General features: G+C 44.8%; 14 protein-coding genes. 6 read left to right on the top strand and 8 right to left on the bottom strand.

The window, feature by feature from the left end; translation table 11 throughout:
* Positions 1 to 145 precede the first annotated feature (145 nt).
* On the bottom strand, positions 146 to 1,045 hold the full coding sequence (locus F6K37_RS19040) for a phytanoyl-CoA dioxygenase family protein (RefSeq protein WP_008185243.1): 900 nt from the start codon (positions 1,043 to 1,045) through the stop codon (positions 146 to 148).
* Positions 1,046 to 1,131: 86 nt separating this feature from the next.
* On the opposite strand from F6K37_RS19040, the gene F6K37_RS19035 reads away from it, so the two are divergent.
* Positions 1,132 to 1,332, top strand: coding sequence for a hypothetical protein (locus F6K37_RS19035; protein WP_287251582.1), 201 nt, complete (start codon positions 1,132 to 1,134; stop codon positions 1,330 to 1,332).
* An 85-nt stretch (positions 1,333 to 1,417) separates the two neighbouring features.
* Here the strand turns inward: F6K37_RS19035 and F6K37_RS19030 are convergent, their stop codons facing one another.
* Positions 1,418 to 1,570, bottom strand: coding sequence for a hypothetical protein (locus tag F6K37_RS19030; RefSeq protein ID WP_154659815.1), 153 nt, complete (start codon positions 1,568 to 1,570; stop codon positions 1,418 to 1,420).
* A gap of 1 nt (position 1,571) precedes the next feature.
* On the opposite strand from F6K37_RS19030, the gene F6K37_RS19025 reads away from it, so the two are divergent.
* The 3 genes from F6K37_RS19025 to F6K37_RS19015 are packed head-to-tail and all read left to right on the top strand — an operon-like array spanning position 1,572 to position 4,571.
* A complete protein-coding gene (locus F6K37_RS19025; protein WP_154659814.1) occupies positions 1,572 to 1,736 on the top strand; it encodes a hypothetical protein in 165 nt (54 codons plus the stop codon).
* A gap of 28 nt (positions 1,737 to 1,764) precedes the next feature.
* Entirely contained in the window at positions 1,765 to 4,227 is a 2,463-nt protein-coding gene (locus tag F6K37_RS19020; protein ID WP_287251579.1) for a CHAT domain-containing protein, read from the top strand.
* Positions 4,191 to 4,571, top strand: coding sequence for a hypothetical protein (locus F6K37_RS19015; RefSeq protein ID WP_287251577.1), 381 nt, complete (start codon positions 4,191 to 4,193; stop codon positions 4,569 to 4,571). The genes F6K37_RS19020 and F6K37_RS19015 overlap by 37 nt, the downstream gene beginning before the upstream one ends.
* On the opposite strand, the gene F6K37_RS19010 is transcribed toward F6K37_RS19015, so the two are convergent.
* Complete coding sequence (locus tag F6K37_RS19010; protein WP_287251576.1) at positions 4,543 to 5,181, bottom strand: lysophospholipid acyltransferase family protein; 639 nt, start codon at positions 5,179 to 5,181, stop codon at positions 4,543 to 4,545. The genes F6K37_RS19015 and F6K37_RS19010 overlap by 29 nt on opposite strands.
* A 10-nt stretch (positions 5,182 to 5,191) precedes the next feature.
* Here F6K37_RS19010 and F6K37_RS19005 point away from each other — a divergent pair, with 10 nt between their 5' ends.
* On the top strand, positions 5,192 to 5,407 hold the full coding sequence (locus F6K37_RS19005; RefSeq protein ID WP_287251574.1) for a hypothetical protein: 216 nt from the start codon (positions 5,192 to 5,194) through the stop codon (positions 5,405 to 5,407).
* Here the strand turns inward: F6K37_RS19005 and F6K37_RS19000 are convergent.
* From F6K37_RS19000 to F6K37_RS18990, 3 genes are all read right to left on the bottom strand, one after another.
* Positions 5,404 to 6,438 carry a ribonucleotide-diphosphate reductase subunit beta gene (locus F6K37_RS19000; RefSeq protein WP_287251573.1) on the bottom strand — a complete coding sequence of 345 codons (1,035 nt, stop codon included), beginning with the start codon at positions 6,436 to 6,438 and terminating at the stop codon, positions 5,404 to 5,406. The genes F6K37_RS19005 and F6K37_RS19000 overlap by 4 nt on opposite strands.
* A gap of 139 nt (positions 6,439 to 6,577) precedes the next feature.
* A complete protein-coding gene (locus F6K37_RS18995; RefSeq protein WP_131827162.1) occupies positions 6,578 to 6,763 on the bottom strand; it encodes a hypothetical protein in 186 nt (61 codons plus the stop codon).
* A gap of 28 nt (positions 6,764 to 6,791) precedes the next feature.
* A complete protein-coding gene (locus tag F6K37_RS18990; RefSeq protein WP_287251583.1) occupies positions 6,792 to 9,053 on the bottom strand; it encodes a ribonucleoside-diphosphate reductase subunit alpha in 2,262 nt (753 codons plus the stop codon).
* A 605-nt stretch (positions 9,054 to 9,658) separates the two neighbouring features.
* Here F6K37_RS18990 and F6K37_RS18985 point away from each other — a divergent pair.
* Entirely contained in the window at positions 9,659 to 10,042 is a 384-nt protein-coding gene (locus tag F6K37_RS18985) for a DUF4346 domain-containing protein (protein WP_008185234.1), read from the top strand.
* On the opposite strand, the gene F6K37_RS18980 is transcribed toward F6K37_RS18985, so the two are convergent.
* A complete protein-coding gene (locus tag F6K37_RS18980; protein ID WP_287251571.1) occupies positions 10,014 to 10,994 on the bottom strand; it encodes a glycerophosphodiester phosphodiesterase in 981 nt (326 codons plus the stop codon). The two genes, F6K37_RS18985 and F6K37_RS18980, sit on opposite strands and share 29 nt — an antisense overlap.
* Positions 10,995 to 11,013: 19 nt before the next feature.
* Positions 11,014 to 12,471 carry a S8 family serine peptidase gene (locus F6K37_RS18975; RefSeq protein WP_287251570.1) on the bottom strand — a complete coding sequence of 486 codons (1,458 nt, stop codon included), beginning with the start codon at positions 12,469 to 12,471 and terminating at the stop codon, positions 11,014 to 11,016.
* Positions 12,472 to 12,674 lie beyond the last annotated feature (203 nt).

Below are 12,674 nucleotides of genomic sequence, written 5' to 3'. Positions count from 1 at the left end.
CGGTCTTGGGGGTTTCCCCCATGAGCGACTGCATCAAGAAGCGCAAGAGTTTGACTTCTGACAAATGACTTCTGACAAATGACTTCTGCTATATTACCCAGTAAGGATTTCAGCTTACATATCGCCCCCCCAGCTACTCTCCTTGTCAATTCCTGGTAACAACTTTATTGATTTTATAATTGTCGCTACCGGATACTAAAATGCAAAAGTGTTTTCTTAGATCGCAACCATAGCTATCAATGTAATTATTGTTTTGTAGTTGTGGATGAACTATTACGCTAGGTCTGATATAGCGTCCAACAATTACCCATCTTTCTTTATTGGAACAATTGGAAGGGGCACTGTGCATTACTTGCTCAGTAAATATAATTGCCTGACCTGCTTTTACCATTGGAATAGATTCTATCTCCCACTCGTTTTCATTAAATTGACAGACTTTAGAGTATCGTTTTGATTCTGGCTCTGCTTCCAAGTTTATGTCACACTTTTCTTCTTTCAACAATCCTTCTCCCAAAGAAACTTCAATGCTTTGAAATTGCTGACGATGGGAACCATTAGCAAAGAACAATGTGCCCATTTCAGAAGTAAGATCTTCCAAGGCTATCCACACAGTAATGTTAAGCACCTTTTCCCCTTTGGGAAAAAGTAAAAAAAGGTCATTTTCATTTATATTTGGATAATCTTCATAGTATTGAATTGCCTGATGCCAATCAATTCCCTCTTGTCCAGGCATTCTATGAAAAATACTTGTCCTCCATAATAATAAGTTTGCTTCCCCGAGTTGGTTTAAGCGAGACACCACTCTTTTGTCTTCAAAAATGTCAGACAAAAGCTTACAGTATAAATGATGGTTATGTGCTGTTTTTACACCAAAATCACTATGTGAAAAAGTTAAGATTTTCTGCTCGTCCAGCAATTCAATTTGGCTAATTGCTTCTATTTCTTTTCTCACAGATTCCACTTCTTGGTATGAGAATATATCAAGGGGTCCAATCCAACCTTTATGGTAGAAAGTATTAACTTGATCATCAGTTAGTTCATACATATTATTCATACCTGATCTCATAAATTAACGTGAGTTCGACGAACTAGACAAAACTGAAAGAAAGGCGCTCGACTAGGTTTGAAGCAATGAGATCTGTGCCAGCTACGACCAGTATTGTATCGCGAAAGGACATCACAGGCATTTTCTGTGAGGTAGACGATTTTTGCCAATTGTTCGAGCACTATTGGCAGGGTCGTTCCCCAATTACCTTCCATGCTTGGGGAACGACCCTGCCACTAAAAGATGAGGATAGCGTGAGATGGCTGACCATAGCGTACCCAGGGTAAACGCATCTTATTTTGAAATACCTAGTGGATATGAGATTGAGCCAATCAGTATTTATGCTTATTAATTTTGATAACCCTTGTCCAGCTATAATGCGATCGCTATTTTTCTAGTAGTTGCGTAGGGTATGTTAGAGAGGGGCTGCCACTCATTGTCCGCCTCAACGTCCAGGTTGGGACAGCCCGTCTGGGAATTGTAACGGGCAAGATGCCCGTTCCACCAAGATGCCCATTCCACCAAGATGCCCGTTCCACCAAGATGCCCATTCCACCCACCGGCTCAAACAGTAACTGTTCCCTATTCCCGACTCCCGACTCCCGACTCCCGATTCCCGACTCCCGATTCCCGACTCCCGACTCCCTGCTCCCTGAATCATTGCATAGGATCAGGAATCTCTCAGATATAGGGAAGTAGGGAATAATTCAATATCCGATATGAAACTTAAGCACGTCTTATGGTTGGGACTTCTCACTGTCTGCCTCACTCCTAGGGAATTGCCTGTTGTGGCTAGATTCCTCACTTTACCACCAGTGGCTCAAGAACAAAACACGGTTAGCCCAGAGCAAGAGGGGAATTTAGCCCCTAGGGATGCCATAGTTCAAGTAGCCATTAATCAAGCAGAGGCGGACAAACTATTTAAGCAAGGACTTAGTCACCTTCGTCGCAGTAAGTTCCCAGAAGGATTAGAGTCTTGGCAGCAAGCATTGGTGATTTATAAACAAATTGGAGACCGCCTGGGTGAAGCTAACTCCCTGAATAATCTGGGTAATGCATACAATCATCTGGGAGACTATAAAAAAGCGATTGATTACTACCAAAAATCTTTAGCTATTGCTAGGGAAATTGGACACCGCGAAGGTGAAGCTGGCTCCCTGACTAATCTGGGTAATGCATACCAGAATCTGGGAGACTATAAAAAAGCGATTGATTACTACCAACAATCGATAGCTATTGATAGGAAAATCTCAGACCGCCTGGGTGAAGCTTCCTCCCTGAATAATCTGGGTAGTGCATACGATAATCTGGGAGACTATAAAAAAGCGATTGATTACCACCAACAATCTTTAGCTATTGTTAGGGAAATCTCAGACCGCCTGGGTGAAGCTTACTCCCTGAATAATCTGGGTAATGCATACTATGATCTGGGAGACTATAAAAAAGCGATTGATTACCACCAACAATCGATAGCTATTGCTAGGGAAATCGGACACCGCCTGGGTGAAGCTCGGTCCCTGAGTAATCTGGGTAATGTATACGATAGTTTGGAAGACTACAAAAAAGCGATTGATTACTACCAACAATCGATAGCTATTGCTAGGGAAATCGGACACCGCGAAGGTAAAGCTTCCTCCCTGAATAATCTGGGTAATGCATACGATAATCTGGGAGACTATAAAAAAGCGATTGATTACTACCAACAATCTTTAGCTATTGCTAGGGAAATCGGACACCGCAAGGGTGAAGCTGTCTTCCTGAATAATCTCGGTGCTACATTCTTAAAAAAGAATCAACTAAAACCAGCCCAAACTCACCTGTTTGATGCCATTGAAATTTGGGAATATATCCGCCAAGACCTCGGTAACGAAGATGATTGGAAGGTTTCTATTTTTGAAACACAAGCTGCCAGCTATCGTCTTTTACAACAGGTATTGGTTGCTCAAGGTAAACCAAAACAAGCCTTAGAGATTTCCGAACGGGGTCGCAACCGCGCTCTGATTGATTTATTAGCGGCACAGTTATCTGAAACTCCTCAAAAAACTAAAGCTCCTACTCTTAAAGACATTCAAGAGATTGCTCAACAACAACAAGCCACTTTGGTGGAATATTCCATTGTTGATGACCAGATTTATATTTGGGTGATTGCTCCTACTGGTGAGATTACTTTCCGTAGTAATACATTACCACAAGATACTTCTCTGGCCGAACTAGTCAAAGTCAGTCGTATGCAGATTGGTGTCAGAGGTCGAGGTAATCAGAATGCTGCTTCACTACAAACCACTAACGATAGTAATCGACTACACCAACTCTACCAACTGCTGATTACTCCCATTGTTGACGTATTACCAATAAACCCATCAGACCGTATTATTTTTATTCCCCATCACTCACTATTTCTAGTCCCCTTTGCTGCTCTCCAAGATAATAACCACAAGTATCTAATCGAAAACCATACCATTCTCACTGCTCCTTCGATCCAATCCCTGTCGTTTACCCGTCAACATTGGCATCGAGTCCAACACAGCCGGGGAAAACCATTGATTGTGGGTAATCCCACCATGCCTACGATTAAAATAGGACTAGAACAAAAACCCTTAACCCCTCTACTGGGTGCAGAAACAGAAGCATTAACCATTGCTCAATTGCTGAATACAAAAGCTCTAATTGGTTTGGAAGCAACAGAACCAACCATTGTGCGGAAAATGGCCAATGCAACGCTTATCCATTTCGCTACCCATGGTTTACTGGATGATGTCAATGGTATTGATTATCCCGGTGCGATCGCATTAGCTCCTGACCAACCAGACCATGATGGCTTTCTGACCAGTGATGAAATTCTGATTGGTTACGGACTACCGGAAAAATCCTTATTGAAAGCAAAGTTAGTGGTTCTGAGTGCTTGTGATACTGGTAGGGGTGAGATTAAAGGGGAAGGGGTAGTGGGTTTATCCCGTTCTTTGATTGCCGCAGGTGTACCCAGTTTAGTGGTGTCCTTATGGCAAGTGCCTGATGATGATACGGCCAAGTTGATGAGGGAGTTTTACACTAATATTTATACTCACAAAATGGATAAAGCCAAAGCCATGCGAGAGGCGATGTTATCGATGCTCAATGATGAAGATGGTAATCCAGACCCGAAAGCTTGGGCGGCTTTTACTGTGATTGGCGAGGCGAGGTAGTTGGTCGGCAGTTGGTTGGCAGTGGCTACCAACCCGATGGCATGGTTCGGAATCTGTCTAAGCCACTGCCCACCCTACATCAAATTCTACTGTTTGACCCGGTGGTGCGTTACGGGCCGGGCTGTTCCAAGGCTGACTACGAGGCGGAAAATGAGAGGGAGCCCGTCCTATCACGCACCCTACGCAACTACATCAAATTGGTGGGCAGTGGCTACCAACTTGATGGCAAGGTTCGGAATCTGTCTGAGCCACTGCCCACCCTACATCTATTCCCGATTCCCGATTCCCTACTCCCGACTCCCTATTCCCACATAATCAACGTCCCAAATCATGGAGGGCATTAATCGCTGCAGCACACTGTTGGGTCACAGCTTGCAATTCTTCTCGGTTACTGGAGCTAGGAGGAGCAATCAGCTTACCAATGCGCACGGTTAAGGGTACAGACCGTGGCATCAAGGAACCTTTTTTAACAATTGCTTGACTTCCCCACAAGGTAACCGGTAGCAGTGGTGCTTGGGCTTGGGCTGCAATCCAGGCCGCACCAAGCTTGGGGTTATGAATGCGAGCATCCCGTGTCCTGGTGCCATCCAAATACACACCAACGGCCCAGCCATTGTCGAGGCAATCGAGAGCAGAACGCAGGGCATTCCGGTCTGGTGTCCCTCGTTTAACCGGGTAAGTACCATACAATTCAATAAACTGTTTCAGGACTGGCACACGAAACAATTCTTCTTTGGCCATAAAGGCTACTGGACGTCCCACACAATTGGCTAAAATCGGTGGGTCAAAGTCACTAGCATGGTTACTCACCACCACCAGTGGTCCCGACGTGGGTACGTGTTTAGCACCATAAATGCGACCCCGGAAATAGGTATGGATTAAGGGGCTAACCACTGACCACTTCAGGGCGTGATACAGCAGCAGGCTGGGCAATGGTTCGCGGCTTCTAGTCACTGAGAATTTATTGGTGGATTTGGATGGTTTGGTTTCTAGTTTACTATTTGGGGGAAGGGAACAGGGAACAGCGGATCTGGGAATAGGGAACAGCGGATCACCGCAACAGGGAAAAAATCTTGTTTACCTCACTACCGACTCCCTCGGTGCGCTTTCCGTTGGCGAATTAAATTCGCCACGGGTCGCACCGCTCCCGACTCCCTACTCCCGATTCCCTACTCCCTAAATTTCATCCCAACCACTGACCCCAGAAGACATCACATAACTAGTTACGCTAGCTTCAAAGAAATTGGCTTTAGTATGAGCATCTTTTTTAGTATCAGAAAAACGCTCTAAGTGGCTGTAGGGACTCTTTTGATAGTTTTCGCCCTTGTAAAGGGGGTCTAATCCAATAGAACGTAACCTGATATTGGCGAGATACTTGGTGTAGTGCTCAGTACTCCGTTCGGTAATCCCTAAAATATCGTTACCAACAATATGATTAGTCCAGCGACATTCATGCTCCACTGCTGTGGCAAACATTTCATAAATTTGCTCACTGGAATAGGGAAATACGTCCATGGCCATGGGGATTAACTTTTGATAAAGGCGGACATGACTCAGTTCATCTCGATTAATCATTTTAAAAATGTCCGCTGAGCCTGGCATCAGCATCCTAGAGGCGAGATTGTAGAAGTAAATGAAGCCATTATAGAAGTACATTCCTTCTAATAAAAAGTCAGCCAGTAAGGAAACAAAATAGTTTTCTGGGGTGGGATTATCAACATACTTTTGATAGAAACTGGCGACAAATTCGCATCTATCCCTGAGCACTTTATCAGTGCGCCAGAATTCATAGACTTTACTTCTATGTTCAGTAGGGATAACGGTTTCAATGATATATTGATAACTTTGATTGTGCATCCCTTCCTGAGAAATTTGTTCCGCCATACACAGACTAACTTCTGGGGCAGTAATGCTACTTTTGATGTGAGTAATATTGCAGGTTTGAACGGAATCTAAAAAGGTTAAATAGGAGAGAATCCCATCATAAGCATAACGTTCTGCTGGCGTTAAATTGGAGTAATCTGTTACATCTTGAGTTAGGTCTAGTTTCTGGGGAATCCAGAAATTCTCCCGCATCTGTTGATACAACCCAATTGCCCAAGCATAACGGACATCATTGAGTTGCATCAAGTTAGTGGTATTACCAAACCAAATTGAACGGTGTTCAGTTTTGTCATCCCCATCTGGATTAAAGATAGGGTTAATTGGCATTGTAGTTAGCATTTTTTTTCTAGGGAGTCGGGACTCGGGAGTCGGGAGTCGGGAACAGGGAACAGAGAGTGTGGGGAGTGGGCGCGGGAAGTTTGGGGAGGGTGGGGAGCAACAGCCATCAGCTATCAGCTATCAGCCATCAGCCATCAGCTATCAGCTTGTGAATAACACAGGTAAGCATTTGTTTAATCTGAGTGAAGTCACAGGCTGGAAGCCTGTGCCACAAGGCTGACCGCTGACCGCTGACCGCTGACCGCTGACCGCTGACCGCTGACCTATGCTTCACAGGCTGGAAGCCTGTTCCACAAAGCTGACCACTGACCACTGACCACTGACCGCTGAATGCTTACTAACTAATTCGCGCAAGCGATACAAGTGTTGTCTAATTCTTTGAAGTTGTCACGCTGGACGGTTCGGATATAGTACACGGCTTTACATCCTAATTCCCAAGCCATGACTAGGGTTTCATAGATGTCTTTGGCTTTGAGGGTGCGTTCAGGTTCGTCTGGGAAATAGACTCCTTGGTTTAAGTTAAATAACAATTCCATGGAAATCCCAGTATCAATCCATTGCTGGATAGTGGCGATTGCTTTAACAACTTTTTTCTGATCAAAGTTTTTGTTTTCGTGGTATAACCAAAAATTGTCTTTAATAAAGGGTGGGGCAATGGGTACAGTGCCTTTTGCCCATTTGTCATAGAAGAATTTGCTGTGAACTGGTAAGACACTAGCGGTACACCCTTGTACTAAGGATGAGGATGTATTGGGTGCGATCGCACTAATATGAGAATTGCGAATCCCAAATTGTTGAATATCCTGAGATAGGGCTACCCAACGCTCTCCATGCTGGGAATTTTCTACAAACCATTCCACCGGTTTAGCGCCAATTAGCTTACCTTTACTCCACTCACTACCATCGAAAGCAGCGTAAGCACCACGTTCGATAGCCAGTTCCATAGATGCATGGGTGCAGTAGTAGCCAATATCCTCAAATAAGTTACTAATTTCCTTGAGGTTGTTATAGGTTAGCCACCGTTTAGCTAACCAATCCGCTAATCCCATACAACCTACTCCGATGGTGCGGTATTTCTGATTGTGACTATGAGCTGCTTTAAAAGGAGGAGTGCTTAAATCAATAGTGTTATCCAGAATCCGCACTGCTAGACGACAGATATTGGGCAATTCAGTTTCTTCAATATTGGCGAGATTGATCGAGTCCAAATTGCAACAGTGAGCAGCATGTCCAATTTCGACATTAGAGAAACTTTCGGTACAAAGATTTACCGCTGGGATGTAGCCCTGGTGTTGATTAGGATTAGCGCGGTTAATGGTATCCTTGAACGCCAAGTAAGGCATTCCGGTCTCTACTTGCGATCGCATAATCGTCTTGAAGAGTTCCCGAGCATTCACGGTCTTATAGAGAGTCAGGGTTTCGCCGATGGCTGCTTCAATGGTTTGATAGGCGCTTTCAAACTCTTCTGCCCAAAGTTCCGATAGCTCAATGCCTAGCTTGATCCGTACTTCATAGGGATCGATTAATGTCCAGTCTTCTTTATTAACCACCCGACGCATAAACTCATCGGGAATCACCAATTGGGGAAAGATATCATAAGCCTTGCGCCGGGGATCGCCATTTTCCGCTTGCATCTCCAGAAACTCTGGCACATCGAGATGCCACACATCTACACTAACTGTCACTGCCCCTGCCCGACGGCCTCCTTGATTAACTGCGATCGCAGTATCGTTAAGCAGTTTAATCCAAGGAATTACCCCGCCCGAAGCATTGGCTTTGCCCATCACCCAGCTACCGGTTGACCGAATCCGGCTGACATTGACCCCAACACCACCACCGTTTTTGGAGATTCTGGCGGTATCAGTAATTCCTTCAAAGATGCTTTCCAGGTTGTCATCAATGCTAGTGATAAAACAAGAAGACAGAGACCCCTTAGGAATTCTGAGATTAGCCAGGATCGGGGTAGCTAGAGATATTTTCCGTTGTGCGATCGCTTCATAAAATCGCCTTGCCCAACCTAGTCTATCTTCCGGTACTTCCACTGACCCTAGCAGCAGAGCACAAGTTAAAAATGCCTCTTGGGGCAACTCATCCGCCAGGAGATACCGACGAGTTAGCAGTACAGCCCCTGCATAATCATAATCCGTGTCCCAATCCGGATTAATCCAAGAACCTGCTTCCTTTAGCTCCTCAGTCGTATAGGTTAAGATACTGGGGTCATATTGACCAGACTCTACTTTGGAGCGAACAGTTCTAAGGTAGTCACCGTACTCATAACCACGGTTTACCAGGGTATCTTTCCAGAGACTCCAGATCTGCAGTCGTCCTGCTACATAGCGCCAGTCAGGCTGATCAGGACTACACATTTCCAGGGCACAGTTGATCAAGTTATCCTGAATCTCTCTGGTAGTAACACCATCACGCAAGCGGGTAGTGAGTCCGGCTTCTATAGTGATCGGATTGACATCCTTGCCAGCACAAGCCCACTCAACAACACCACGAATTTTGGAAATATCAAGGGGAGCGAGAGAACCATCCCGTTTGATCACCTTAATCTTCCCTTGATTTTGATTTATGGTTGTTGCCGATAGGGTTTGTTGCATTTTCACTGGTTAGGCAGAATATTAGATTTAACACACCATGAGTTGCTAACCCCAAGGTACAACACTACCACTAGGGTTAACTATTGAATTACCAAGCTCTACTATACTAAATCTGGAGTGATTTGGGTTATAGTTTTTGCCGACAGGATTTGTGGCCTTTTCACTGGTTGCTCAGAATTTAGATATAATACACCATAGCTTGGTCACACGAAGGTACAACACTACCAATAGGGTTAACTCTTTAGTTTCCAAGCTCTACTATACTAAATCTAGAGTAAGTATAGCAGTAAAATTTATCAACTTTTTTAAGTAACTGACCAAGTAACTCCCCACACCTGCCACACCTGCCGCGCCACTCTGTCTTTCCCTGTTTTACTCATCCCTGACCTTGTCTAATTGTTCTGTTAAACTGAGTACTTGCACCATTGTCATTAATCCTAGGGTGGGCAGTGCCTACCAACGCGCTTTGCAAGCTTGATTATCTGTCTGGTGCACTGCCCACCCTACATGAACTACTGTTTTACTCATCCCTGACCTTGTCTAATTGTTCTGTTAAAGTTATAATAGTGGAATTTGCCATCAGCTTTAGCCCTTGACCGTTCACCATGATGATCACTGCCCAAGACATGACTGCTATTGATGAGAAGCTCTCCAAACGCTTTATTGAACTCGATCCAGAGGGCTACTTCATTATTTACATAGACCGAGAGGCAAGTCTGATCTGTGCTGAACACTACAGTAACAAAATTAATGAGAAAGGCTTAGCAGTTGATCCAGAAACCGGAGAACCATTTCCCTGCGATGGTAAATTAAACCGTACTCCCACCGCTATTTTCAAAGGTAGGACAGCCAAGGAACTAGGCATGAAAATTACCGAAGAAACTAAACCCTGTCCTTTAAGTCGTTTCGATCACGCCCTTTACCTAGGACGAGAATTTGTAAGAGCCGAGATAGCCATGATCAATGGCGAAGAGTATATTCAAGATTAGTCAATAGCTTACGAGCTAAGTCCGGTTGGTCGCTAATTATACCATCTACCCGATTATCGTTTAGAAGCTCTCCAATCATTTTTTTATCATTTACAGTCCAAACAAAAACCGGTTTGCCCTGTTTAGCAGCAATTTTCAATAAACCAAATTTTAACGTTTCCCACTGTAGTGCTAGTATATCTGGGGTAAGTCTGATCAGTTTCTGAAACACCAAAATTCCTAAACTTCTGAGTAATATAATCAGAAATTTATTCTTTTTTTTGCTTAATAGCAATCCTGTTTTAACCTCAGGATACTTATTTTTTATACATCTTAATGATGAAATATTAAAGGATAAAATAATAAAATTATCTATCTTGATATATCCCATTACTAGCGCCAGAACTTTTTCTTCATAGCCTTCTTCTTTCAGTTCAACCGCTAGTTTAATCTTGTTACGAGTCAGTTTTAAAACTTCCTCAACCGTAGGAACTCTAAACCCTTGCTGACCAGCAATTCGATTTATTTCACCAAAGCTTAACTGACTGATAGCTTGATTAGCTATCATAGGATCATGATGGGAAATTAATACCCCATCTTTAGTGATTCTTACATCAAATTCGATAAAGTCAGCCCCAATTTCAATAGCTTTTTCATAGGCTTCAATAGTATTCTCTTTGGCACAATTAGAAGCGCCACGATGGGCGATTATCCTATTAGTCAGCATATGTAGCAAAGGCAACAGGGAGCAAGGAACAGGGAGCAGGGGAAGAGAGGGAAAGATCGGAAGATGGGGAGATAGGGAATTAAGGGAAAGAGAGGGAGATATCGGAGCTATGGTAGTGTGGTGAGATTCCAAAGTTCCCGATGCCCGACTCCCGACTCCCGATTCCCGACTCCCGACTTCTGACTTCTGACTTCTGACTTCTGACTTCTGAATTCCCGACTCCCTAAAATCCCAAATATAGCTCACCTATTTGAGAAGCACTATATTAACGAGGTGCTGGCAAGTCATGAACATTGCGGATGGTCACGGACCGAGCTAACTTATAGGCTGCATAGGAATCCACCAAACCGGAGCCAGTGGCTCCATCGTGTCCTTCTCCTGCTGGTTGACCATGGGCGCTCTTGCCCAGTTTAACATCTCGCGCTGATGCCCGCAGAATCTGCTTAATGAGGGATGGAGACAGACCAGGTTGCGCCTGCTTAAGCAAGGCACAAACACCCGCTACTTGGGGAGAAGCAGCACTAGTACCACTAATCACTGCCCAGCCATCATCAGTAGCTGTTTCGTCCTGATTCGGATACTCACCGCCGCCCAAGCCTTGGTCAATTTCGTCCCCTGGTTCAACGGGCAACATGATATAGGCAGCCCGGGGTCGCATTCCCACCAGTCCACACAGATCAGGGACGTGGCGTCCTGGATAAATTTGGCTATCAAAGCTACTGGCGTAGTTGGAAGCTTCTAACCGAAAGTCATTGCCCTCAACAGTATCGTGGGCATAGACTCCACCCACAGAAATCACTTCTGGCATCTGACCAGGAAATCCATAGTGTCCGTTACCAGCAGAGAAACAGACGGTAATACCACGCTCTTTGACTGCTTCAATAACTGCTGCCTCTAGGGGCTTGAGGAAATTCGGTAGATGGCCTTCTGGGATACTCATGCCCCAGCTGTTGGTCATCACCGCTGGATGTAAATCCGATGCCATCTTAAACGCCAGGGTGGGGTTACTCCCCATTTTGACACCAATAAAGTCAATATCCGGTGCATTGGCAAAAATATTTGCTGCTTCAGCCGTACCATGACCATTCTCATCCCGCTCCACGTTTTGAGCATCTGGTGCCAGGGTTGCCTGGTAGTTGTAGCCATGCCACTCGTAAAAGGGATGCTTGTAGAATCCAGTGTCTACCATTGCTACTAAAACTCCCTTACCGGTTACCCCGACTTTGTGGACAGGGGTCGAGCGACATACCATAGCTACATCAGAGGGAACATTAAGGTGATGATAACGAACCCGTGGAGGCAGTGGCGACTCAAATAAAATCGGTGGACGTTGGGGATAAGCGCGCTCTATCAACCCAGATAGCTCTTCGGGAATGGTAAAGGGAGCACCAGCAACATGGCGCAAGAAGGTCACTTGTCCCAGGTTCGGATGAGCCTCGCTAATGAGTTGGCTGTCCCGTTCAACTCGGGTGCTAAAGACCCGTTCCCACAGTTCCCGTGGTCCATCAGCACTAATGGAAAAGGTTCCGATTTGCTGGACGCGAAAGCCAAGGGATTGTAAAACATTTGCAGCTTGAATGCCCCGTCCAGGGGGTGGGGCGAATTGTTGAAGATTCTCCGGTTGGAGGTAGGTGTCAGTGGCGAACATGGACTGGCCACTTTCTGATACGAGAATGGCTTCAAAGGAAACTCGCTCTTGTCCAGTCTGTAGTTGTTGTATCATAATTATCCTGTTAGTTAAATCCTAGTTAGACAGCGGTTGATGACTATGGCTGTCTTTGTTGATCAACAAACCAAGTTGGTTTACTTCTTTGGTTTACTTCTTTAGTGTGGTATATGTGATCACATATTGACGTCACCCTCGTGGGTACTTGTGTTTTGTTCGGTTTTTGTTTAAAATTCCCCAGGGTGTTTTTGACTATTGAA

Origin of the sequence: Moorena sp. SIO4E2, from assembly GCF_010671945.1 — a bacterium.
GTDB classification, from domain to species: domain Bacteria; phylum Cyanobacteriota; class Cyanobacteriia; order Cyanobacteriales; family Coleofasciculaceae; genus Moorena; species Moorena producens.
This window is presented reverse-complemented; position numbering and strand designations above follow the sequence as displayed.

What these genes read in the sequence shown, in the direction of transcription:
- F6K37_RS19040 (WP_008185243.1), bottom strand. Translation starts at nt 1,045, where the DNA reads ATGTATGAACTAACTGATGATCAAGTTAATACTTTCTACCATAAAGGT.
- F6K37_RS19035 (WP_287251582.1), top strand. Translation starts at nt 1,132, where the DNA reads ATGAGATCTGTGCCAGCTACGACCAGTATTGTATCGCGAAAGGACATC.
- F6K37_RS19025 (WP_154659814.1), top strand. Translation starts at nt 1,572, where the DNA reads ATGCCCGTTCCACCAAGATGCCCATTCCACCCACCGGCTCAAACAGTA.
- F6K37_RS19020 (WP_287251579.1), top strand. Translation starts at nt 1,765, where the DNA reads ATGAAACTTAAGCACGTCTTATGGTTGGGACTTCTCACTGTCTGCCTC.
- F6K37_RS19000 (WP_287251573.1), bottom strand. Translation starts at nt 6,438, where the DNA reads ATGCCAATTAACCCTATCTTTAATCCAGATGGGGATGACAAAACTGAA.
- F6K37_RS18990 (WP_287251583.1), bottom strand. Translation starts at nt 9,053, where the DNA reads ATGCAACAAACCCTATCGGCAACAACCATAAATCAAAATCAAGGGAAG.
- F6K37_RS18985 (WP_008185234.1), top strand. Translation starts at nt 9,659, where the DNA reads ATGATGATCACTGCCCAAGACATGACTGCTATTGATGAGAAGCTCTCC.
- F6K37_RS18975 (WP_287251570.1), bottom strand. Translation starts at nt 12,471, where the DNA reads ATGATACAACAACTACAGACTGGACAAGAGCGAGTTTCCTTTGAAGCC.